Raw genomic sequence first — 22,063 nt, 5'->3', positions numbered from 1 at the left:
GCTTTCCGATGATCGATAGCTGGGTGTTTCCAGACTGGCCTGCGCCGCCTACTGTCCGTGCGGTGGTCACCACGCGGCACGGCCCCGGGGTGTCGGCGGCGCCGTTCGATCGTCTGAACCTCGGTTTGCGCAGCGGCGACGCCGTCGATACGGTGCAGGCCAATCGCGGTGGCTTGCAGCAGGCATTGGCGCTGCCGGCCGCGCCGCGCTGGCTGCGTCAGGTGCACGGCACGACGGTGGCGGAGCTCGGGCCGTTGCCCAGCGCGGATGAGCCGCAGGCGGATGCGGCCGTTTCGCATCTGCCGGGCACGGTGCTGGCGATTCTCACGGCGGATTGTCTGCCGGTGCTTTTCTGCACCACGGACGGTCGCGAAATCGCCGCCGCCCATGCCGGCTGGCGTGGCCTGTCGAACGGCATATTGGAAGAAACCCTCACCGGGCTGCGCGCGGCGCGGGAAAACATTCTCGCGTGGCTGGGGCCGTGCATCGGTGCGCCATCGTACGAAGTGGGCGAAGAGGTGCTTACCGCCTTCGTCGAATTCGACCCGTCCGCCGCGTCGTGCTTCGCCGCGACGCGCCCCGGCCATTGGCTGTGCGATCTGACCGCACTGGCGCGTCTTCGGCTGCAGACCGCCGGCGTATCGCGTGTTTACGGCGGCGGCTTCGACACGTTCACCGACCCACGCTTCTATTCCTACCGGCGCGACGGCGAGCGCAGCGGACGGTTCGGCAGTTTGATCTGGCTGGAGCGCGAGAAAGCTTTGCCTCAGGCCTGAGCCTCGGTCGGTTCGGCGTGGATATCCGTCAGCGCCGCGAGAAAGTTGTTGCGCCACGCGGTGAGATCGTGTTTTTCCAGCACGTCCATCATTGCTCGCCAGCGGCGCTTGCGTTCCTTGAGCGGCATTTTCAGCGCGCGCTCCAGCGCGTCGGCAACCTCGGCAGTATCGGCCGGATTGATCAACAAGGCCTCGGGCAGTTCGAACGCGGCGCCGGCGAAGCGCGAGAGCACAAGTACGCCGGGATCTTTCGGATCCTGGCTGGCGACATATTCCTTCGCCACGAGGTTCATGCCGTCACGCAGCGGCGTGACGAAACCCACGCGCGCATTGCGGTAATAGCCGGTGAGCACGCTGTGCGGAAAGGACTGATTGACGTACCGGATCGGCACCCAGTCCGGCGCAGCGTACATGCCGTTGATGTGGCCGGCGCTGCGCTCCAAGTCGCGGCGTATCTGCTGGTACTGCGGCACTACGCCACGAGAGGTCGGCGCGATCTGCAGAAAGGTGATCTGCCGGTGCAGCTCGGGCGCGCGTTCCAGCAGATGCGCGTAGCCCAGAAAGCGCTCGGGCAGGCCTTTGGAGTAATCGAGCCGGTCTACGCCGATGATCAGCGCGCGATCCGCCAGGCTGCTGTGCAGTTGCTTGATTTCATCGAGCGATTCGGCCTCCCTGGCGGTCTGGGCGACCAGCGTGGTGTCGATGCTGATGGGAAACACCGCTGCGCGAAAGCTGCGCCCGTCGGCGGCGCGCAGCCGGCCGCCGGTGCGCATCGCGCCGCCGATCTCGTGCAGGAAATAATCTTCCAGCGCGCGCAGGTCGCGCGCCGTTTGCAGGCCGACGAGGTCGTAGCTGGCCAGCGTCTCCAGCAGCGCGCGGTGCTTGGGCAGCACGATCAGCAGCGCGGCCGGCGGCAGCGGCGTGTGCAGGAAAAAGCCGATCCGGTTTTTTACGCCGCGCTCGCGCAGCATCGAGGCGACGGGAATTAGATGATAGTCGTGCACCCAGACGATATCGTCCGGCTTGAGCAGCTTCACCAGATGATCGGCGAACAGCGCGTTAGTGCGCATATAGCCGTCCAGATGGCTACGCTGGTAATCGACCATGTCGAGACGATAATGCAGCAGCGGCCACAGCGTGCGGTTGGCGAACCCCGCGTAGAATTCGTCGTGATCCTGACGCGAAAGATCGAAGGTCGCGTAGTCGATGGACTCGTGAGTGATCTGGTTGAGCTTTTCCTCGCTGGACACCTTGCCGCTCCAGCCGAACCACAGCCCGCCATGCTCCTGCAGGGCGGCCTGCATGGCGGACGCCAGGCCGCCGGTGGAGGTTTCTCCGGGCAGCGCGATGCGGTTGGAAATTACCACCAGGCGACCGGGCTTCTTATCGCTCATAGCGCTTCCTCCCAGCGACGCGACAGACGCATGGCCGCCTGAATGAGACCGACCAGCGAATAGGTTTGCGGGTAATTGCCCCAGTGTTCGCCGCTGCCCGGTGCCAAGTCTTCCGACAGCAGGCCCAGCGCATTGCGCTTGCTCAGCATGTTTTCGAACATGGCGCGCGCCTGCTCTTCGCGACCGGTGGCGGCCAGCGCCTCGATGTACCAGAACGTGCAGATGTTGAAAGCGGTTTCGGGCGTGCCGAAATCGTCCGGCGCGATATAGCGAAACAGGTAATTGCCGCGGCCGAGCGCGGCGCCGATGGCATCCACCGTGGCGACGAAGCGCGGATCGGTCGCCTCGACAAAGCCGATGTTCGCCAGCAGCAGCAGGCTGGCGTCCAGGTTTTCGCCGTCGTACGCATCGACGAAATAGCCGAGCTTTTCATTCCACGCGCGTGCCTCGATACGCGCATGCAGCTCCAGCGCTTCGTGATGCCAGTAGCGCGCGCGGTCGTCCAGGCCCAGCTCGGTGGCGATATGCGCCAGCCGATCGCAGGCCGCCCAGCACATCGCTGCCGAGTAGGTATGTACCGAGGCGCGCCCGCGGAATTCCCACAAACCGGCGTCGGTCTGTTCGGCCATGCGCAGTGCGGCTGTGCCCATGCGTTCGAGCCGTTTGAACATGATGGCGTCGCCGCGGTGCTCGATGCGGCGGTCGAAAAACAGCTGGGCCGACGACAGCACGACCGAGCCGTAGGCGTCATTCTGCCGCTGCTGCCATGCGTCGTTGCCCACGCGCACCGGACCCATGCCGCGATAGCCGGCCAGCCCTTCGACCTGGCGCTCGTGCAGCTCACGCTCGAAGGTGATGCCGAAGACCGGGCCGACTTCGTCGTCGCCCTCGACCACGGCCAGGTTGAAGACATAGCGGATGTAGTCCTCCATGGTGCTGGTGACGCCGAGCCGGTTGAGCGTGCGCACGGTGAAAGCCGAGTCGCGCAGCCAGCAGTAGCGGTAATCCCAGTTGCGGGCGGTGCCCGGCGCTTCGGGAATGGAAGTGGTGAGCGCCGCCACGATGGCGCCGGTCGCCTCGTACTGGCACAGCTTCAGCGTGATGGCGGCGCGGATCACCGCGTCCTGCCACTCGTAGGGAATCGACAGGCTGCGCACCCAGTCGCGCCAGTACGCCTGCGTGCGCTCCAGCGCGCGATGAATGAAATCCGCCGGGCTTTCGCTCAGAGTTTCATCCGGACCAAAAACAAAATGCGCCGGGCGATCCAGGCTGAAAGGCAGGCTGCGTTCGATCAGCGGGGTGGCCACGTCGCTGGTCAGGCGCTGGGTGACCTCGCTGAGGATGTAGCGGATATGGTTGCTGCCGGAGGTGGTTGCCGCCGGCTGCGCGCCGTAGTCGCACAGCGGCTGCAGCTTGATGCGAATGCGCGGCGATCCGCTGAGCGGGCTCACCTTTCGTGCCAGCATCACCGGGTGATAGACGCGGCCGAGCGAACGGTGGCGCGGGGCGAAGTCGACGATTTCGATGGCGCCGCCGTGCTTGTCGAAAAGCTTGGTCACCAGCACGGCGGTGTTCGGCAGATATCGCTGTTCCGCTCGCTCGAAGTCTTCCAGCTCGATGGCCCACTCGCCGCCGCCGATCTTCGGCGAGAGCAGCTTGCAGAAGCTGGCATCGGCATCGAAGCGAGGCAGGCAGCACCAGACGATGCTGCCGTGTGGATCGATCAGTGCGGCAATGCTGCCGTTGCCGATGACGCCGAGCTCAAGGCTGGCGGGTAGGTCGTTCGGCGGGTAGGTCGTCATATTTCGGAGGTTCCTCGCGAGAGTGCGTCAAGGACGCTAGCGAGCCAGGCCGCCACCGCAGCAGGGCCGGACAATGAAAAGAACGCGTGCGTGACGCGGGGCGAACCGACCAAAATGCCGACGCCGCCTCTTTTGTGGACGCTGGCAAAGGCGTGCTCGTCGGTCAGATCGTCGCCCAGGTACACCGGCAGCCGGCCGGCAAAAGGCGCGCTGGCCAGCAATTCGCTCACCGCGCGACCTTTGTCCATGCCGGCCGGTTTGAATTCGATCACCAGATTGCCAGGCTGCAGCTCATAGCCGGGCAGCTGGCCGATCATGTCGACAGCGGCATCGCGCAAGTGCTCGAACTGCTGCGGTGCGCGGCGGCAATGCAGGGCAACCGCCATCTGCTTGTCCTCGCGCTCCACGCCTTCGAAGCGGCCGGCAAGCGCCGCCGTGGCCTCATGCATGCGCTGCTGCTGTTCGCCGTCCACCGTTATCCGGCGAAAACTGCCGTCGGCACGTCGCAGTTCCAGCCCGTGCAGGCCCGTCGCCGCCCATTGAGGTTTTCCGAAAAGTCGGTCCAGATCGTCCAGTGCGCGCCCGCTGACCAGCGCCAGCGCGCCGCCCAGCGCTTCATGCAGCGCGTGCAGCAAGCACAATAAATCGTTGCTGACGCTGACGCTGCGTGGATCGTCCCGGAAATCCAGCAGCGTGCCGTCCACGTCCAGAAAAAGCGCCCATCGTGTGTCGCCGGAAGGCAGCGGCGGCGCGGGCAGCGGCGTCTGTTCCATCAGATCGGATCGAGCGTTTGATGTGTCCATTGCTGCACCGTAGCAATTTCTATGTGAAAGATATCTTTGATCTGGATCAACTGGGACGCACAAGCGGGGCTGTCGCGTCTTGATTCACTTCGTGCCGTCCGCATCTTTCAGCCAGTGGCAGAGCGGCCGAGCGATGGCCGTCCGCCAAATCTACCGAGGGCTAATCGATGCGAATGGACAAACTCACGTCGCGTTTCCAGCAGGCGCTGGCGGACGCGCAGTCGCTGGCCGTGGGTCGCGACAACAACATGCTCGAACCTGCGCACGTCATGGCCGCGCTGCTCAATCAGCAGGGCGGTTCGACCGGGCCGCTGCTGACGCAGGCGCAGGTCAACGTGCCGGCGCTGCAGCAGCGCGTCAACGAATTGCTGGAACGGCTGCCGAAGGTTAGTGGTCAGGAAGGCAATATCCACGCGGGCAACGAGCTGACACGCTTGCTCAACCTCACCGACAAGCTGGCCCAGCAGCGTGGCGATCAGTTCATCGCCAGCGAGCTGTTCGTGCTGGCGGCGCTGGAAGACAAGGGCGAGCTCGGCGCGGCGCTGAAGGCGGCAGGTGCGACCAAGTCGAACCTGGAAGCGGCGATCGACAAACTGCGTGGCGGCGAAAAGGTACAGAGCGAAAATGCCGAGGAGCAGCGCCAAGCGCTGGAGAAATACTGCATCGACCTGACCGAGCGGGCCGAAAGCGGCAAGCTCGACCCGGTGATCGGTCGCGACGAAGAGATTCGCCGCACCATTCAGGTGCTGCAGCGGCGCACCAAGAACAACCCCGTGCTGATCGGCGAACCCGGCGTCGGCAAGACTGCCATCGTCGAAGGTCTGGCTCAGCGCATCGTCAAGGGCGAAGTGCCCGAAGGCCTGCGCGATCGCCGCGTGCTGTCGCTCGACATGGGCGCGCTGATTGCCGGCGCCAAATTCCGCGGCGAGTTCGAGGAGCGGCTCAAAGCCGTGCTCAGCGACCTGGCCAAGCAGGAAGGTCGGGTAATCCTGTTTATCGACGAGCTGCACACCGTCGTCGGCGCCGGCAAGGCCGACGGCGCGATGGACGCGGGCAACATGCTCAAGCCCGCTCTGGCGCGCGGCGAGCTGCACTGCATCGGTGCCACCACGCTGGACGAGTATCGCAAGTACATTGAGAAGGACGCCGCGCTGGAGCGCCGCTTTCAGAAGGTCTTTGTGGGCGAACCCAGCGTCGAGGACACCATTGCGATCCTGCGCGGGCTGAAGGAGCGCTATGCCGTGCATCACGGCGTGGAGATCACCGATCCGGCAATCGTCGCCGCAGCCACGCTGTCGCATCGCTATATCGCCGACCGCCAGCTGCCGGACAAGGCGATCGACCTGATGGACGAAGCCGCCTCGCGCATCCGCATGGAGATCGACTCCAAGCCGGAAGAGCTCGACCGGCTGGAGCGCCGGCTGATCCAGCTGAAGATCCAGCGCGAGATGCTGAAGAAGGAAAAGGACAGCGAATCGAAGCAGCGTCTGGCCGATCTGGAAACCGACGTCGACAAGCTCGAGCGCGAGTTTTCCGATCTCAACGAAATCTGGAAGTCCGAGAAGGCGGCCCTGCAGGGCGTCACTCGCGTGAAGGAACAGATCGAGCAGGCGCGGCAGGAGCTCGATGCGGCGCAGCGGCAGCAGGACTACGCCAAGATGAGCGAAATCCAGTACGGCAAGCTGCCCGAGCTGGAAAAGCAGCTCACTGCGGCACAGGCCGCCGAGACGCAGGATTTCAAGCTGCTGCAGGACAAGGTCACCGCCGAGGAAATCGCCGAAGTCGTGGCGCGCTGGACCGGTATCCCCGTCAGCAAGATGCTCGAAGGCGAGCGCGAAAAGCTGCTGCATATGGAAGACGATCTGCATCGTCGCGTGGTCGGTCAGGACGAGGCCGTTCGCGCCGTGTCCGACGCGATCCGGCGCGCGCGCGCCGGGCTGTCCGATCCGAATCGGCCCAGCGGCTCGTTCCTGTTTCTCGGCCCTACCGGCGTGGGCAAGACCGAGCTGTGCAAGGCGCTGGCCGAGTTCATGTTCGACACCACCGATGCGATGGTGCGCATCGACATGAGCGAGTTCATGGAAAAGCACTCGGTGAGCCGGTTGATCGGCGCGCCGCCCGGTTATGTGGGTTACGAGGAAGGCGGCTATCTCACCGAGGCAGTGCGTCGACGTCCGTACAGCGTGATCTTGCTGGACGAGGTGGAGAAGGCGCACTCGGACGTGTTCAACGTGCTGCTGCAGGTACTGGACGACGGCCGTCTCACCGACGGCCAGGGCCGCACAGTGGACTTTCGCAACACCGTCATCGTGATGACCTCGAACCTCGGTTCCAACGTGATCCAGGACATGTCGGACAACGGCGGCAGTCTGGACAGCGAAGAGCAATACACACAGATGAAGGCCTCGGTGCTTGGCGTGGTGCAGGCGCACTTCCGGCCGGAGTTCATCAACCGGCTCGACGAGCTGGTGGTGTTCCGTCCGCTGGACAAAAAGCAGATCGGCGCGATCGCACGCATCCAGCTGGCGTATCTGGAAAAACGACTGGCCGAGCGTCAGCTCAAGCTGGAAGTCAGCGATGACGCGCTGGTCCTGCTCGGCAACGTTGGCTTCGATCCGGTCTACGGCGCGCGGCCGCTGAAGCGGGCGATCCAGCAGCAGCTGGAAAATCCGCTGGCCAAGCAGATTCTGGAGGGACGCTACGCGGCCGGTTCCACGATCGGCGTGGACGTCGAAAGCGGTGAGCTGGCGTTTCACACACGCTGATCGTCGGCCTTCGCCGCGACATACGAACAAAAAAATCCCGGCGTCTGCGCCGGGATTTTTTGTCGAGCGATAGGGTGACTACCAGCTGTAGCGAACCTTGCCGTAGACGTAGGCGCCGTTGTAGCCGAACGGCGAGAAGGTCGAGTAGGGCAGGGTGCCGTTGTTGGTGTTGTTGGCGATATTGCGGTCCGGATAGGTGTCCAGCGCGTCGTCCGCGCCCACTGTGAAGGTCCAGTTGTTCAACCGGTAGTTAACCGCCAGATCCAGCAGCCACTTCGGCGAAAAGGTCTGGTCGACCACGCCGGTGGCGACGTTGTAACTGGCCAGGTTGCTGACATAGCTGGTGTAGCTGCCATAGCGGGTCAGGGTCGCAGTGACGCCCCAGTTGCCGACGTTGTACAGCTCGCTGAGGATCAGCTTGCTGCGGGGGGTGGAGTTGGCCAGATAACCCTCGATGTCCTGGCGGCTCAGGCGTACGAAGTTGACGCCGAGGTTTTGCAGCACCGCCGGATTGGCCTTGACCTGGGTGACCTTGTTCTGGTTGTAGTTGGCGCTGAGTGTGGTGGAGAGCGTTCCCGCGGTACCGAAATCGGCCAGATAGGTGCCGACGAAATCGACGCCGCGCGTGCGCGTGTCGGCCGCGTTGGTGAAGTAGTTGAGGCTGCTGTAATTGAGGTTGGTGATCCCATTGGCGGTCAGATAGCTCACCACGGACGGCGCCGTGGTCGAGATCGCACCGGACAGCGCAATGCGGTTCTGGATATCGATCTGGTAGATGTCCGCGCTGAGCGTCAGCGCATCGGTCGGGTTCCAGACCGCGCCGAAGGTGAAGTTTTCGGACTTCTCCGGTTTCAGCGGCTGCGCACCGAGCAGGCGCGCGATCGGACTGCTGACCGGTACCAGGCCCGAGTTGTAGATGCCGGCGGGCAGGCCGGCCGAATTGCCCGTGGCATAGAACAGCGACGATATCTGCGAGAAGTATTGCTGCCCCAGCGATGGTGCGCGGAAGCCGGTCGAGGCGCTGGCGCGCAGGGCAAAGCGGTCGGTGAAATCGAAGCGGCCGGCCAGCGAGCCCGACGTGGTGTTGCCGAAATCGTTGTAGTGCTCGTGCCGCACGGCGGCCGAAACCGCGAGGCGATCGGTCAGGTTGGTCTCCAGATCGAGGTATTCGGCCACGTCCTGCCGCGACGCGTCCACCGCATTGGCCGGCTGCCAGCCGGCGAACCCCTGCGCGCCGCCGGACACGCCCGATGTGCCGACATACCAGGACGGCAGCGAGCCGGCAGCGATGCTGTAGGTCTGTCGCAGGTATTCGGCGCCGAACGCCACCGTCAACGGGTTGGGCAGCCAGCTCGGCGAAAGGTCCTTGGCGATATCGAGGTCGACCGCTTCCTGGGCGGCGGTGAGAATGCCGTCGTCGAATGTCGTCGGCGTGGTGCCGAAGTCGTGCAGGTAGGCGTAGTTGAGACTGTTCTGGGTTTCGTAGGAAACCCGGTTGCGGCCGAAATTGCCGCTCAGGTCCCAGCGCCAGCCGTCGAGCGTGCCGCGCAGGCCGGTGACCAGCGACTGATCGGTCGAATCGGCGTGCTCCAGCGGCAAAAAGCCGTTGGGGTAGACCTCGCCGATCAGCGCGTTGTTGGACTTGGGCGCGTTGGTGCCGTAACGGAAAAACGCCGGCGAGGTGCTCTGGCGACGACCGAAATGGCCGAACGCGTAGAACTGCACATCGGGGGTGATGTCGTACTGGGTATTGAGCAGCACATTGCTGTCGTGCACGGCCGGATCGCCCTGGCGGTAGTTCACGCCCAGCGCGGTATAGCCCGGCCGCGTGTCCGGCGCGGCGCGGTTGGTGTAGTCCTCGTTGCCGCTCTGTACGGACAGGCGCAGCCAGCCCTTGTCGTCGGCGAGCGGTATGCCGAAGTCGGCCGACCCCTGCCACTGCCGGCCGTCGCCCGCCGAATACTGGCCGCCGGTGACCTCGACGTCGCCACCCTTGGCGCCCTTTTTCAGGATGATGTTGATCACACCGGCAATCGCGTCGGAGCCGTACTGGGCCGAGGCGCCGTCGCGCAGCACTTCGATATGATCGATGGCCGACAGCGGAATGGTGTTGAGATCGACCGACTGCGAACCCCGGCCAATGACGCCGTTGTTCAGCAGAATCGCGCCCGCATGCCAGCGCTTGCCGTTCACCAGCACCAGCACCTGGTCCGGCGAAAGGCCGCGCAGCTGGGCCGGGCGCTGGCTGTCCGCCGTATCCGATGCCGAGGGTCGCGGAAAATTCAGCGACGGGATAATGCGCGCGAGTGCCGTGGGCAAATCGTTGGTGCCGGTCTGCTGCAGCACTTTCGCCGAGACGACATCGATCGGCGTGAGCGAGCTGCTTTCCGTACGGCTATCCGAGCGCGTACCGGTCACGATCACTGCGCTGAGATCCTTGGTCTTGGCTGGCGTGGGTGCTGGTGTGGTGTCTTGCGCTGCCGCTGCATTTGAGAGTGCAAGCGCGATGATGGCGGGCAAATAGGCCGGGATAAAACGGCTTTGGCGCTTGCTGATCATTGCTTTCTCTAAACCTGTGTCTTTGATGGAAGAAATCGCAGGTTAACGACGAATGAATAATCGGTCAATCGATATGGACGTCTATATGTCCAAATGGATATAAGACCAATACATAAGGTTATGGCGGCTGGTTAAGCGTTTGGCTCTTCTTTTTGCCCTTTGTGCAGCGATGCGCTTTTGTACGGCGGTCGCCATCGAATGAAAATCCCGGCGTTGCGGCCGGGATTTTGTCTTGAGTTTATTCGAACTTAGAAACGATACGTGACCTTTCCGTACCAGTAGCGCCCGTTGAAACCGAACGGCGACAAAGCGGAGTACTGCAGGCCCGAGCCGTAGTCGTACTCGTTGTTCGGCGCCACCTTGGTCGGGTACTGATTGGTGACATTGTCCGCACCGACGGTAAAGGTCCAGGCATCCAGGTTGTAGCTGGCCGCCAGATCGAGCAGCCAGCGCGCGGAGAAGAATTGATCTTCGTCACCGTTGGCGTCGTCACCGCGACGTATCACCGAGCCGTAGCGGGTGAGGTTGGCATGCAGGTCGACATTCTGGATGGCCCAGTCGCCGTAAAGCACGTACTTGGTGCGCGGTGTGGACGAGGTCAGTAGGCCTTGGCTGGAGCGGCCGAAGTTGGGATTGGTCACGTCCAGCACGACAGTCTTGTTGTAGTTGCCGCTGAGACCGACGTTGAGTTTGCCCCATTCGCTGAACTCGAAGCGCTGGTTCAGGATCAGGTCCGCACCGCGTGTGCGGGTCGTGCCGCCGTTGACGAAGAACTGCGCGCCGCTGACTTCACCATTGGCGAGAGTGGGGGTGACATTCAACTGGTCGCTGTAGAGTATCTGGTCGTAAATCCGTACCTGATAGGCATCCAGCGTTGCGCTGAAATCGTTGGTCGGTTGCCATACCGCACCCAGGCCATAGTTGGTGGACTTTTCCGGGGTCAATGGCTTGGCGCCCAGGGCAATGGCGGTGGGACTCGAGGTGCGGAACGTACCGACCTGTTGGAGTACGCCATTTTGTTGGAGGGTCACCACGGACTCGTAGTTCTGCTGCGCCAGCGAGGGTGCTCGGAAGCCGTTCGATGCGGTGCCCCGCAGGGCGAAGGTATCGGTCAGCTGATAGCGCAGCGACAACTTGCCGGAGCGGGTCGAGCCCGAGTCGCTGTAGTCCTCGTAACGCGCGGCTACACCGGCGGACAGCTTGCTGGTGATATCCGTTTCCAGGTCGACGTAGGCTGCCTCACTGTGGCGCTGGAAGTTGCCGGCCACTTCTGGGCTGAGGCCCGGGTAGACCTGCGAGCCACCGGGCGCCACGTCACCGCTGATCGGATCGATGATAGCCGGATTGAAGTAATAGGAATTCGGGTCGCCCGCGCCGATATCGTAGTAATCCTTGCGGTATTCGCCGCCGAACGACACGGTGACGGGGTTGGGCAGGAAGCTCGGCGAGTATTCCTTGCTCAGATCGACGTTGGCCACGTCCTGCTTGGTGGTGAAGTTGCCGGCGTTGAAGTAGGTCGGGCTGAATCCGACGCCGGTGGCATCCAGCGTGCTGTAGTACTGGTTGATATTGAGGCTGTTGTTGATATCGAAAACCATGTGGTTGTAGCCGAAATCGGCCGAGGCATCCCAGTGCCAGCCGTTGTCGGTGGTGCCCTTGATGCCGACGACCGCAGAGGCATCGTTCACATGGTTGATGATCTGGGGGAGAAAGCCGTTCGGATAGATCGCCGTGGCATTTCGATAGTTGTCACCGGATCGGTAGTAGCCGTTCGAGGTGACATCGCGGCGGCTTAGATTGAGGTAGCCGTAGAGTTCGACGTTCGGCGTCAGGTCGTAGCCGAAGTTCAGCAGGGCCTGATAGGTCTTTACCGCCGGATCGCCGTAGCGCTCGTACGGCACGCCTTGCGCGTTCGCGTTGTCAGGGGTCAGTGTCGTGGCGATGTCGGTGTTCTGGGCGCGGTTGGTGTTCATCACGTCGGAGTAGTTCCACGCGAGTCTGGCCCAGCCTGGTGCGCTGCCTTGCGGGCCGCTCAAGGGAATGCCGACCGATCCAGACAACCCGTTTTGCGCGCCGTCGCCCTTGTCCATGATGCCGCCATTGGCGGTGATTTCATTGTTGCCTGGCGCGCTGCCGCGCTTGAGGATGATGTTGACCACGCCGGCGATGGCATCCGAGCCGTATTGCGCGGCGGCGCCATCGCGCAGCACTTCGATATGGTCGATGGCGGAAATGGGGATCGAGTTGAAATCGACCGGGGCCGAACCGCGACCGATCGAGTTGTTGTAATTGACCAGGCTGGTGGTGTGGTAACGCTTGCCGTCGACCAGCACGAGCACGTCATCCGGCGACAGGCCTCGCAGGGTCAGCGGGCGGACCGCGTCATTGCCGTCGTTGATGGCGGGGCGAGGAAAGTTGAGCGACGGCAGCAGCGTGTTCAATGCGCTGGCAATATCGGTAGCACCACTGGCGTTGATGTCCGCTGGCGTCAGCACATCGATCGGCGAAAGCGACTCGGCAACCGTGCGCGTGGATTGCCGGGTGCCGGTGACCACCACCTGCTGCAGCTGTTTGGTGTCTTTCGACGGTTCCGCAGCGGTATCGCTGGGCGCGGTGGAGCTTGCAGCGGCCTGTGCCCATAGTGCGGTGCTGAACAGGCTCATGCTGAGCAGTGGAATCAGCGCGCTGGCCAATCGATTACGACGAAATGTTGCCATATTGAAAATCTCCCCAGATTCACTTGCTAGTGGCGGCGGTCCCCTCACCGCGGCACGCTCTATCGGCAGTGCTGGTTCGACCCTAAGTGAAATTGATGCGATGCGCAATAAATAATTCACGTGTATTTCCATTTGTTGAAACACTTGGCATTTCCAAATAAAACAAATACTTGCATATGAAACTATCTCGAGTGTTTCGATACGCATATGTTGCTTTGCAATAATCGATCCCGGGCGGCTCCTGCAATGACAACCCGGGTGGGGTTTTGGCATGGCACAAGCTGTGCGTGCTGGGCGAACGTGCCTCAGGCGTCTGTGGACCGATCTCCGTAAATGGACGTCTGGACGCCTAAATAGGCATCAGGCCACGCGTATCCGCCTGACGCCGCCGATCGGGGCAGGACGAAGCCTCGACGCTTCTACCCCCGAGGGCCGGGGGCGAAGGAATGGCGTTGCCGACGTTGAAATTCGGCCGATCGGGCCGATAATGGCGCGCTGTCGGTCATATGCCGACTTTGAAGTTGGAGTTTTTCAGATGCCTATCTACGAGTTCGAGTGCGCCAGCTGCGGGCATCGCTTCGATCGCCTGCAGAAACTGTCGGACGACGACCCGACGATCTGCCCCAGCTGCGGCGCTCCACAGCTCAAACGGCGCGTCAGCGCGCCCTCGTTCCGATTGGCCGGCAGCGGCTGGTACGAGACGGACTTCAAGTCCGACAGCGACAAGAAGCGCAATCTTGCCGACAGCAAGAGTGAGGGCGGCAGCGCCACCAGCGCCAAGCCCGAGTCTTCCGAAAAGAGCGCGCCTGCTGCCGCGCCTGCGCCTTCTGCGTCCGCGCCGGCGCCATCGCCCTCGACACCGGCCGGTGGCAGCGCCGATTGAGGCGCTTGCTGGCGGCCGGCGTGCGTGGCCGGCCGCCTCGGTGATACGATTGACGGTCTTTTCCACCTGATTCAGCCGCTTCGCGGTCCGGAGTTTCAAGCGCATGCGCACGCACTATTGCGGCCTCATCGACGAGTCGCTGATTGGCCAGACGGTCACGCTTTGCGGTTGGGTCAACACGTTGCGCCTGCAGAGTCACGTGGCGTTTGTCGACCTCAGGGATCATGAGGGTCTGGCGCAAGTGGTGATCGAGCGCGACAACGCGGCCGCCTTTGCCGTGGCTGGTGATATCGGCAACGAGTACTGCCTGCGCGTGACGGGCACCTTGCGTCGGCGCCTGTCCGTCAACGACAAGCTGAAAACCGGCACGGTCGAGCTGCTGGCCGATAGTGTGGAAGTGCTCAACGCGGCGAAAGACTTGCCGTTCGCCCTGCACGAAAACCCGAACGAAGAGATGCGTCTGACGTATCGCTATCTGGATCTACGCCGCCCCGAGATGCAGGCGATGATGCGCAAGCGGATCAAGCTGGTGCAGGCGCTGCGCCGCTATCTGGACGAGCGCGGCTTCCAGGACGTGGAAACGCCGATCCTGACCAAGGCCACGCCGGAAGGCGCGCGCGATTACCTGGTACCCAGCCGCGTGCATCCCGGCCAATTCTATGCATTGCCGCAGTCGCCGCAGTTGTTTAAACAGATTCTGATGATGGCCGGTTTCGATCGCTATTATCAGATTGCCCGCTGCTTCCGCGATGAGGACCTGCGCGCCGATCGCCAGCCGGAATTCACCCAGCTCGACCTGGAGTTCGCCTTCGTCGAAGAGAAGGATGTGCAGGATTTCGTCGAAGAGCTCATTCGTCACGTATTCCGGGAAGTGCAGGGTGTGGAACTCGACGCCGCCTTTCCGCGCATGACCTGGGCCGAGGCGATGCGCCGGTTCGGTTCGGACAAACCCGACCTGCGCATTGCGCTGGAGCTGATCGATATCGCCGACGCGGTGAAACATGTCGAATTCAAGGTGTTTGCCGAGCCGGCCAACGATGCCGGCGGCCGTGTGGCGGCGCTGCGCGTGCCGGGTGGCAGCACGCTGACGCGCAAGGAAATCGACCAGCTCAGCGAATACGTCACGCGTTATGGCGCCAAGGGCTTGGCCTGGCTGCGCATCGACGATCTGACCAAGGGCCGCGAGGGGATCAACTCGCCGGTGGCGAAGTTTCTCGACGACGCTGCGCTGGACAACGTGCTTCGGTCAACCGGTGCGCAGAGCGGCGATATGCTGTTCTTCGGCGCCGGTAGCTGGAAGACCGTCACCGATTTCATGGGCGCGCTGCGCCTGAAGGTCGCCAAGGATCGCGGTCTGGTCGAAGACAGCTGGAAGCCGCTGTGGGTCACCGATTTTCCGATGTTCGAGTACGACCATGAGGCGCAGCGCTACGTCGCCCTGCATCATCCGTTCACCGCACCGAAGGTCGACGACATCGGCGATCTGCGCGTCAACGCGGCTACGGCGGTGAGCCGCGGCTACGACATGGTGCTCAACGGTAACGAGATCGGCGGCGGCTCGATCCGTATCCATCGACCGGACATGCAGAGCGCGGTGTTCGAGCTGCTCGGCATCGGTGCGGAAGAGGCCGAGATGAAGTTCGGGTTTCTGCTGAAGGCGCTGAAATTCGGTGCGCCACCGCACGGTGGCCTGGCCTTCGGTATCGACCGTATCGCTGCGCTGATGGCCGGCACCGAGTCGATCCGCGATGTGATCGCCTTCCCCAAGACCACCAGCGCGCAGGATCTGATGACCGACGCGCCGTCGATGGTCGGCGATGCGCAGCTGAAAGAACTGCACGTACGGGTGGCGGCCGAGCCGATAGGCTGAGCATGGGCCGTCGGCTTTGCTGAGGCGTGTCGAGGGCGTTTGCACAACCCGTTGACATCGGCGACCGGCGTGGCGGGCACAATCGGGTTTCGTACCGCGGGAGTGATAAACGGCTCGCGGCTGTTCTTTCGTAGGTTTGCCGATACCTGTCCCATGACCGAACATGTCATCTTGCTGCACGGCCTGTGGATGCGCGGTTTCGCGCTGGCCATGCTGCATCGTCGGATGATCGAGCAGGGTTTCCGGGTTCACCGTTTCGACTACATGAGCGTGGCCAACTCGCAGGAGCGCATTCTTGGCCGCCTGCTCTCGCGCATGCAGCTGCTGGCCGAGGATTCCGTATCGGTGCATTTGGTGGGGCACAGCCTCGGCGGGTTGCTGGCACTGCAGGTCTGTCATGAAGAAGGCGAACTGCCCGCCGGCCGCATCGTTTGCCTGGGTTCGCCGCTGATGGGCAGCGCGGCGGCGCGCGGCTTTGCACGCTGGGGCCGCGGCAGCGAGGTGCTGCTGGGGCATAACCGCGAATTGCTGGAGCGCGGTTTCGAGCACTGGGATGGCGTGCGCGAGGTCGGCGTGATTGCCGGGCGCACGCCGATCGGCCTTGGCGCGGTGCTGGCCAATATCGAGGGCGAGCACGACGGCACCGTGGCGGTGGAGGAAACCCGGCTGCCCGGTCTGGCCGATCATTGCGTGGTGGACACCAGCCACACCGGCCTGCTTTTCTCCGCCGACGTGGCGCTGCATACGGGTCGGTTTCTGCGCCAGGGCTCGTTTGCGGCGGCAGCGGCGATGCCGGTCGGCGGCGGTTCGATCGCGTCGGTGTGAGCCAATGCATTCGGATCGTTACGCCTTTTGCCGTGTTGCCACCGGAGTGCGGTAAAATCGCCGGCTTGTCCATCCGCGCAGCGCAGGAATCGTCATGGGTAGAGGTCCGTCCATCGAAGGTCGCAAGAGCGTCGAAGACGCCAAGCGAGCCAAGGTGTTTACCAAGCTGATCCGCGAAATCACCGTGGCCACGCGCGCCGGTGTGGCCGATCCGGCCGATAACGCCCGGCTGCGTTCGGCGGTGGACAAGGCGCTGGCGGCGAACATGACGCGCGACACCATCGATCGCGCGATCAAGCGCGGCTCCGGTGCCGATGGCGGCGCGGAAATGCACGAGATGCGCTACGAGGGCTACGGCCCGGCCGGAATCGCCTTCATCATCGACTGCGTCACGGACAACCCGGTGCGCACCGTCGCCGACGTGCGCCACGCGCTGACCAAGCACGGCGGCAATCTGGGCACCAGCGGTTCGGTGGCATTCCAGTTCCGCCGCTGCGGCGAGCTGGTCTTCGTCACCGATGGCGACGAGGCGCTGGAGGAGAAGATTCTCGAGGCGGCGCTGGAGGCCGGTGCGGACGACGTGATCAACGAAGCGGGCGAAAGCAGCGTGCTTTGCACGCCGGACAGTCTCGATGCCGTGCAGCAGGCGCTCGCCGCGGCCGGGCTCACGCCGGCGCGCGCCGAGGTGGTGATGCGGCCGGCCAATCGCAGCGCGGTGCCGGCCGAAGCGCAGGAGACCCTGCTCGATCTGATCGACTGGCTCGAAGAGCTGGACGATGTGCACGACGTGTATCACAACGCGCTGCTGCCGGCCGAGGCTCATCCGTAAGCGCCGGCCGGCGGGCGCCCCCGCCGCTGCGCCCGGACCTCTGGAACACGATGTCGTGCCCGTTTTCGTGAGCCGCCTTTCATGACCCGCATCATCGGCATCGATCCGGGCAGCCAGCGCACCGGCGTCGGCATCATCGATGTGGATGATGCCGGCAAGCTCAGCCACGTGTTTCATGGCGCGCTCGCGGTGGCGGCAGAGGCGACGTTTCCACTGCGGCTGAAACGCATCTTTGACGAACTGTGTGACATCATCGCCACGCATCGGCCGGCCGAGTGCGGCATCGAGCGCGTGTTCATGGCACGCAACCCGGATTCGGCGCTGAAGCTCGGTCAGGCGCGCGGTGCGGCGATCTGCGCCATCGTCAGTCGGGGCATCGAAGTGCATGAATACGCCGCCACGGAAGTGAAAAAATCCATCGTCGGCGGCGGTCGCAGCGACAAGACTCAGGTGCAGCACATGATCGGTATCTTGCTGGGAATCAAGGGGCCGCTGCAGGCCGATGCGGCCGACGCGCTGGCGATCGCGGTGACACACGCCCATACGCGGGCGAGCCTGGCTCGCGTCGGTATTCCACGTACAGCCTGGAGACGCCGCCGATGAACATCCTTGGTGCCGCAACCGATAGAGCGATCGGTGACGTGGCAAGCAGCGAGATCCGCGGGCGATGATCGGTCGTCTTCGCGGCACCCTGATTTCCAAGCAGCCGCCGTGGCTGATGATTGAAGTTGGCGGCATCGGTTACGAACTTGAAGCGCCGATGTCGACCATTTACGACCTGCCGCCCAACGGCAAGGAAGTGACCTTGCTCACGCATTACGCGGTCAAGGAAGACAGCGTGGCGCTTTACGGTTTCATGCACGAATCCGAGCGGGCGCTGTTCCGCAGCCTGCAAAAGGTCAGCGGCATCGGCGCCAAGATCGCGCTGGCGGTGCTTTCCGGCGTGTCCACCGACCACTTCGCGCGTCTGGTGCAAACCGGCGACGTGGTGGCGCTGACCAAGATCCCCGGCATCGGCAAGAAAACCGCCGAACGCATCGTGATCGAGCTGCGCGACCGCGTCGACGGACTCACCAGCGTGTCCGGTACGCGGGTCGGCGGCGTCGACGTACCGCTCGATGCGGCGGGCGAAGCCACGGTGGCGCTGCAGCAGCTCGGTTACAAGCCGGCCGAAGTGACGCGGCTGATACAAAAAGTTGCAGCCGACGGCGACAACGCCGAGGCCATTATTCGCAAGGCGCTGCGCGCCGCGTTGGGAGGTTGATTCCGTGACTCAGGCAATACCGCAGGTCGATGGCACGACCGATATGCGTCGTCGGCTTGCCGTGCTCGCGCTGGGCGCGATCGGCGTGGTTTACGGCGATATCGGCACCAGTCCTCTTTACACCTTGCAAGTCACGCTGACCCACGACGGCATGAGGCCGACACCGGAAAGCATCTTCGGCGTGCTGTCGCTGATTTTCTGGGCGCAGATTCTGGTGGTGTCGCTGAAATACGTGGTCTTCATCATGCGCGCCGACAACAAGGGTGAGGGCGGCATCATGGCGCTGATGGCGCTGGCCCAGCGCAGCGTGCGCGACCGGCCGAATCTGCGCTGGGTGTTGGCGATTCTGGGCATTTTCGGCGCGTCGCTTTTCTACGGCGACGGCGTCATTACGCCGGCGATTTCGGTGCTGTCGGCGGTGGAGGGCGTCAAAGTCGTTGCGCCGCACATGGCCAGCTGGGTGGTGCCGATAACGCTGGTCATCCTGCTGGTTCTTTTTGCGATCCAGCGCCGCGGCACCGAGCACGTGGGGCGGCTGTTCGGGCCGATCATGGTGGTGTGGTTTGTGGTGATCGCGCTGCTCGGCGTGCACATGATTCTGCGCAACCCGCACGTGCTTCTGGCGCTCAATCCCTGGTATGGCATTCGGTTTTTCGAGCTGCACGGCTTCCAGGGTTTCATCGCGCTGGGTGGCGTGGTGCTGGCGCTGACCGGCGCCGAGGCGCTGTATGCGGACATGGGGCATTTCGGTAAAAAGCCCATTCGGCTGGCCTGGTTCAGCTTCGTACTGCCGGCGCTGGTGCTCAACTATTTCGGTCAGGGTGCGCTGTTGCTGAGCGATCCGTCGGCCATCGACAGCCCGTTTTTCCGTCTGGCGCCGGACGTGCTGAAAATCCCGATGATTGCACTGGCCTGCGCGGCCACGGTGATTGCATCGCAGGCGGTGATTTCCGGCGCCTATTCGATGACGCGCGAGGCGATGTCGCTGGGTTATTCGCCGCGCATGGCCGTGGTGCACACGTCGAACGAAATGTCCGGCCAGGTGTTCGTGCCGTGGGTCAACCATTTTCTGCTGATCATGGTGATGCTGGCGGTGCTGGGTTTCCGCTCGTCGGACAATCTCAGCGCGGCTTACGGCATTGCGGTGACCGGCACCATGGCGATTACCTCGATGCTGGCCCTGGTCGTGGCCCGTTACCAGTGGCGCTGGAATTTGTTCGCCGTCATTGCCGTGGGCGCGCTGTTTTTGTTGATCGACCTGTCGTTCTTCAGCGCCAACCTGATCAAGATCGAATACGGCGGCTGGTTCCCACTGGCGCTGGGTGTGGTGGTTTTCGCCATGATGACCACCTGGCGTCGCGGCCGCGAGCTGGTGCTGCGCGAAATCAAGCAGTCGGGCCTGGCGCTGAAGCCGTTCATCGAAAACATCGGCCAACATCCGCCGCTGCGCGTGCCGGGCACGGCGGTGTTTCTCACCGGCAACCAGAACTCGGTGCCCAGCGCGCTGCTGCACAACCTCAAGCACAACAAGGTGCTGCACGAGCGCAACGTGCTGCTCACGGTGGAGATGCTGGAAACGCCTGTGGCCGAGCGCTCCGAGCGCATCAACCTGATCACTCTCGGCGACGATTTTTATGGGCTCGAGCTACATTTCGGCTTTGCCGAGTATCCGAACATCCCGCAGGCGCTGATGGACTGCGGCCGCGAGGGCCTGATGTTCGACATGATGGACACCACGTTCTTCCTGTCGCGCGAAAACATCGTGGCCGATCGCCGCCGCCCGGGCATGGCGCTGTGGCGCGACAAGCTGTTCGTGTTCATGGCACGCAACGCGCTGCCGGCCACGGCGTTCTTCCAGATTCCGGGCAATCGGCTGATCGAGCTGGGCGCGCAGGTGGAAATTTAGGGCGGACGGGAACGGGGACTGGGGAATAGGAAACATCGGCTATTCCGCGACTATATGAATCTGTTGGGCGTAAAAATTTTGCGCGCGCCCGCGTTTTGCTCTCTACGCTCTTTCCCGTTCCCCGTTCCCCGTTCCCCGTTCCCCGTTCCTGCCTGCCATAATTTCCGTATGACCGAAGCGCGAATCATCACTGCCGCCGCACAGCTGGATGACGCGGCCCTCGAAGCCACCATCCGCCCGCGGCGACTCGCCGAATACCTCGGCCAGCAGGCGGTGCGTGAGCAGCTGTCGATTTATATCGAGGCGGCGCGCAGGCGCGGCGGCGCGCTCGATCACGTACTGATCTTCGGGCCGCCCGGCCTGGGCAAGACCACGCTGAGCCACGTGATCGCCAACGAGCTGGGCGTCAACGTGCGCTCCACCTCCGGCCCGGTGCTGGAGCGCGCCGGCGATCTGGCCGCGCTGCTGACCAATCTCGAAGCGAACGACGTGCTGTTCGTCGACGAGATCCATCGGCTGTCGCCGGTGGTGGAGGAGGTGCTGTACCCGGCGATGGAAGATTTCCAGATCGACATCATGATCGGCGAAGGTCCGGCCGCGCGCTCGATCAAGCTCGACCTGCCGCCGTTCACCCTGATCGGCGCGACCACCCGCGCCGGCATGCTCACGGCGCCGCTGCGCGACCGCTTCGGCATCGTGCAGCGGCTGGAATTCTATTCCACCGACGAACTCACCCAGATCGTGCGCCGCGCCGCGCGCATTCTGGGCATTGTGTGTGCCCCCGAGGGTGCTACCGAAATCGCGCGCCGATCGCGCGGCACGCCGCGCATCGCCAACCGCCTGCTGCGGCGCGTGCGCGACTACGCCGAAGTGCGTGCGGAAGGCGAGATCACTCTCGCAGCGGCGAAGGCCGCGCTGGACATGTTGAAGATCGACCCGGAAGGTTTCGACGAACTCGACCGGCGTCTGCTCAGCCTGATCGTCGAGAACTTCGACGGCGGCCCGGTCGGCGTCGAATCGCTGGCCGCGGCGCTCAGCGAGGACCGCGGCACGCTGGAAGACGTGGTCGAGCCGTATCTGATCCAGCAGGGTTATCTGATCCGCACGGCGCGCGGTCGCATGGTCAGCGCCAAGGGTTGGCGCCATCTGGGCCTGGCGCCGCCGCCGCGGGCGACGCAGTCGGCCGATCTTTTTCAGGCGGATGTCGGCGATGTCTGAAACCCTGCTGCCCTTCCACTGGCCGGTGCGCGTGTACTGGGAAGATACCGATGCCGGCGGCGTGGTGTACCACGCCAGCTATCTGCGCTTTCTCGAGCGTGCCCGCAGCGAGTGGCTGCGAGCCATCGGTATTGACCAGTCGATGTTGCGCAAGGCGACCGGATTGGGCTTTGTGGTGAAGGATATGCAGATCGATTTCGTCCGGCCCGCCCTGCTGGATGATGAACTGTCGGTAACGGTGGACGTCAAAGAGCGCCGTGCAGCCAGTATCCTGTTCGCACAGACCGTGCTGCGCGGCGACGGCACATGCCTGGTCCGAGCCACGGTTCGGGCCGCTTGCGTCGAGCTCGAGCGCATGCGGCCGACACAAATCCCGGCGGACCTTTTTCCCGCCGGTTCCATCGCCTGAATTTCGAAACGCGGGTTCGGACCTGACTGTCTGGCCCGTCGAC

16 protein-coding genes are annotated in these 22,063 nt (G+C 63.6%); 11 read left to right on the top strand and 5 right to left on the bottom strand.

Going from position 1 to position 22,063, the window contains the following annotated elements:
- Positions 1-8 precede the first annotated feature (8 nt).
- Complete coding sequence (gene pgeF / locus HDE78_RS06590; RefSeq protein ID WP_179477739.1) at positions 9-776, top strand: peptidoglycan editing factor PgeF; 768 nt, start codon at positions 9-11, stop codon at positions 774-776.
- On the opposite strand, the gene otsA is transcribed toward pgeF, so the two are convergent.
- From otsA to otsB, 3 genes are read right to left on the bottom strand one after another with little or no spacing between them, the layout of a single operon-like run.
- Positions 767-2,170 (bottom strand): alpha,alpha-trehalose-phosphate synthase (UDP-forming), encoded by a 1,404-nt coding sequence (gene otsA, locus HDE78_RS06585; RefSeq protein ID WP_179477738.1) that lies wholly within the window; start codon positions 2,168-2,170, stop codon positions 767-769. The genes pgeF and otsA overlap by 10 nt on opposite strands.
- Positions 2,167-3,972: a glycoside hydrolase family 15 protein gene (locus HDE78_RS06580; protein ID WP_179477737.1), complete on the bottom strand. Its 1,806-nt coding sequence runs from the start codon at positions 3,970-3,972 to the stop codon at positions 2,167-2,169. Before HDE78_RS06580 ends, otsA begins: the two co-directional genes overlap by 4 nt.
- Positions 3,969-4,775: a trehalose-phosphatase gene (otsB, locus tag HDE78_RS06575; protein ID WP_255457675.1), complete on the bottom strand. Its 807-nt coding sequence runs from the start codon at positions 4,773-4,775 to the stop codon at positions 3,969-3,971. Before otsB ends, HDE78_RS06580 begins: the two co-directional genes overlap by 4 nt.
- 167 nt (positions 4,776-4,942) lie before the next feature.
- Between otsB and clpB the strand changes: the two genes are divergently transcribed.
- A complete protein-coding gene (gene clpB, locus HDE78_RS06570) occupies positions 4,943-7,540 on the top strand; it encodes an ATP-dependent chaperone ClpB (RefSeq protein WP_179477736.1) in 2,598 nt (865 codons plus the stop codon).
- Between the two features lie 78 nt (positions 7,541-7,618).
- Here clpB and HDE78_RS06565 read toward each other — a convergent pair whose 3' ends face one another.
- Both HDE78_RS06565 and HDE78_RS06560 read right to left on the bottom strand, forming a co-directional pair.
- Entirely contained in the window at positions 7,619-10,099 is a 2,481-nt protein-coding gene (locus HDE78_RS06565) for a TonB-dependent receptor (RefSeq protein ID WP_179477735.1), read from the bottom strand.
- 248 nt (positions 10,100-10,347) lie between these two features.
- Positions 10,348-12,762, bottom strand: coding sequence for a TonB-dependent receptor (locus HDE78_RS06560; RefSeq protein WP_179477914.1), 2,415 nt, complete (start codon positions 12,760-12,762; stop codon positions 10,348-10,350).
- A gap of 589 nt (positions 12,763-13,351) precedes the next feature.
- On the opposite strand from HDE78_RS06560, the gene HDE78_RS06555 reads away from it, so the two are divergent.
- The 9 genes from HDE78_RS06555 (at position 13,352) to ybgC (ending at position 22,020) form a co-directional block, all read left to right on the top strand.
- Complete coding sequence (locus HDE78_RS06555; RefSeq protein WP_179477734.1) at positions 13,352-13,699, top strand: zinc ribbon domain-containing protein; 348 nt, start codon at positions 13,352-13,354, stop codon at positions 13,697-13,699.
- 103 nt (positions 13,700-13,802) lie between these two features.
- Positions 13,803-15,569 (top strand): aspartate--tRNA ligase, encoded by a 1,767-nt coding sequence (gene aspS, locus HDE78_RS06550; RefSeq protein WP_179477733.1) that lies wholly within the window; start codon positions 13,803-13,805, stop codon positions 15,567-15,569.
- A 153-nt stretch (positions 15,570-15,722) separates the two neighbouring features.
- Positions 15,723-16,394: an alpha/beta fold hydrolase gene (locus HDE78_RS06545; RefSeq protein ID WP_179477732.1), complete on the top strand. Its 672-nt coding sequence runs from the start codon at positions 15,723-15,725 to the stop codon at positions 16,392-16,394.
- 94 nt (positions 16,395-16,488) lie between these two features.
- Positions 16,489-17,223 carry a YebC/PmpR family DNA-binding transcriptional regulator gene (locus HDE78_RS06540; RefSeq protein ID WP_179477731.1) on the top strand — a complete coding sequence of 245 codons (735 nt, stop codon included), beginning with the start codon at positions 16,489-16,491 and terminating at the stop codon, positions 17,221-17,223.
- Positions 17,224-17,304: 81 nt separating this feature from the next.
- A complete protein-coding gene (gene ruvC, locus HDE78_RS06535; protein ID WP_179477730.1) occupies positions 17,305-17,826 on the top strand; it encodes a crossover junction endodeoxyribonuclease RuvC in 522 nt (173 codons plus the stop codon).
- Between the two features lie 64 nt (positions 17,827-17,890).
- On the top strand, positions 17,891-18,487 hold the full coding sequence (gene ruvA, locus HDE78_RS06530) for a Holliday junction branch migration protein RuvA (RefSeq protein ID WP_179477729.1): 597 nt from the start codon (positions 17,891-17,893) through the stop codon (positions 18,485-18,487).
- Between the two features lie 43 nt (positions 18,488-18,530).
- A complete protein-coding gene (locus HDE78_RS06525) occupies positions 18,531-20,393 on the top strand; it encodes a potassium transporter Kup (RefSeq protein WP_179477913.1) in 1,863 nt (620 codons plus the stop codon).
- 168 nt (positions 20,394-20,561) lie between these two features.
- Positions 20,562-21,611 carry a Holliday junction branch migration DNA helicase RuvB gene (gene ruvB / locus HDE78_RS06520; protein ID WP_179477728.1) on the top strand — a complete coding sequence of 350 codons (1,050 nt, stop codon included), beginning with the start codon at positions 20,562-20,564 and terminating at the stop codon, positions 21,609-21,611.
- Complete coding sequence (gene ybgC, locus HDE78_RS06515; protein ID WP_179477727.1) at positions 21,604-22,020, top strand: tol-pal system-associated acyl-CoA thioesterase; 417 nt, start codon at positions 21,604-21,606, stop codon at positions 22,018-22,020. Before ruvB ends, ybgC begins: the two co-directional genes overlap by 8 nt.
- The last annotated feature ends 43 nt before the right edge of the window (positions 22,021-22,063 follow it).

Origin of the sequence: Rhodanobacter sp. K2T2, assembly GCF_013408815.1 — a bacterium.
Taxonomy (GTDB): Bacteria; Pseudomonadota; Gammaproteobacteria; order Xanthomonadales; family Rhodanobacteraceae; genus Rhodanobacter.
Note: the sequence above shows the minus strand (reverse complement) of the source record. Positions and strands in the feature narration are given on the sequence as shown.

Bases quoted from the DNA above. Each gene is read 5' to 3' on its own strand.
- aspS (WP_179477733.1), top strand. From the start codon at position 13,803: ATGCGCACGCACTATTGCGGCCTCATCGACGAGTCGCTGATTGGCCAG.
- otsA (WP_179477738.1), bottom strand. From the start codon at position 2,170: ATGAGCGATAAGAAGCCCGGTCGCCTGGTGGTAATTTCCAACCGCATC.
- HDE78_RS06580 (WP_179477737.1), bottom strand. From the start codon at position 3,972: ATGACGACCTACCCGCCGAACGACCTACCCGCCAGCCTTGAGCTCGGC.
- HDE78_RS06525 (WP_179477913.1), top strand. From the start codon at position 18,531: ATGCGTCGTCGGCTTGCCGTGCTCGCGCTGGGCGCGATCGGCGTGGTT.
- otsB (WP_255457675.1), bottom strand. From the start codon at position 4,775: ATGGACACATCAAACGCTCGATCCGATCTGATGGAACAGACGCCGCTG.
- HDE78_RS06555 (WP_179477734.1), top strand. From the start codon at position 13,352: ATGCCTATCTACGAGTTCGAGTGCGCCAGCTGCGGGCATCGCTTCGAT.
- ruvC (WP_179477730.1), top strand. From the start codon at position 17,305: ATGACCCGCATCATCGGCATCGATCCGGGCAGCCAGCGCACCGGCGTC.
- ybgC (WP_179477727.1), top strand. From the start codon at position 21,604: ATGTCTGAAACCCTGCTGCCCTTCCACTGGCCGGTGCGCGTGTACTGG.
- HDE78_RS06545 (WP_179477732.1), top strand. From the start codon at position 15,723: ATGACCGAACATGTCATCTTGCTGCACGGCCTGTGGATGCGCGGTTTC.
- HDE78_RS06560 (WP_179477914.1), bottom strand. From the start codon at position 12,762: ATGAGCCTGTTCAGCACCGCACTATGGGCACAGGCCGCTGCAAGCTCC.
- ruvB (WP_179477728.1), top strand. From the start codon at position 20,562: ATGACCGAAGCGCGAATCATCACTGCCGCCGCACAGCTGGATGACGCG.
- HDE78_RS06540 (WP_179477731.1), top strand. From the start codon at position 16,489: ATGGGTAGAGGTCCGTCCATCGAAGGTCGCAAGAGCGTCGAAGACGCC.
- clpB (WP_179477736.1), top strand. From the start codon at position 4,943: ATGCGAATGGACAAACTCACGTCGCGTTTCCAGCAGGCGCTGGCGGAC.
- ruvA (WP_179477729.1), top strand. From the start codon at position 17,891: ATGATCGGTCGTCTTCGCGGCACCCTGATTTCCAAGCAGCCGCCGTGG.
- HDE78_RS06565 (WP_179477735.1), bottom strand. From the start codon at position 10,099: ATGATCAGCAAGCGCCAAAGCCGTTTTATCCCGGCCTATTTGCCCGCC.
- pgeF (WP_179477739.1), top strand. From the start codon at position 9: ATGATCGATAGCTGGGTGTTTCCAGACTGGCCTGCGCCGCCTACTGTC.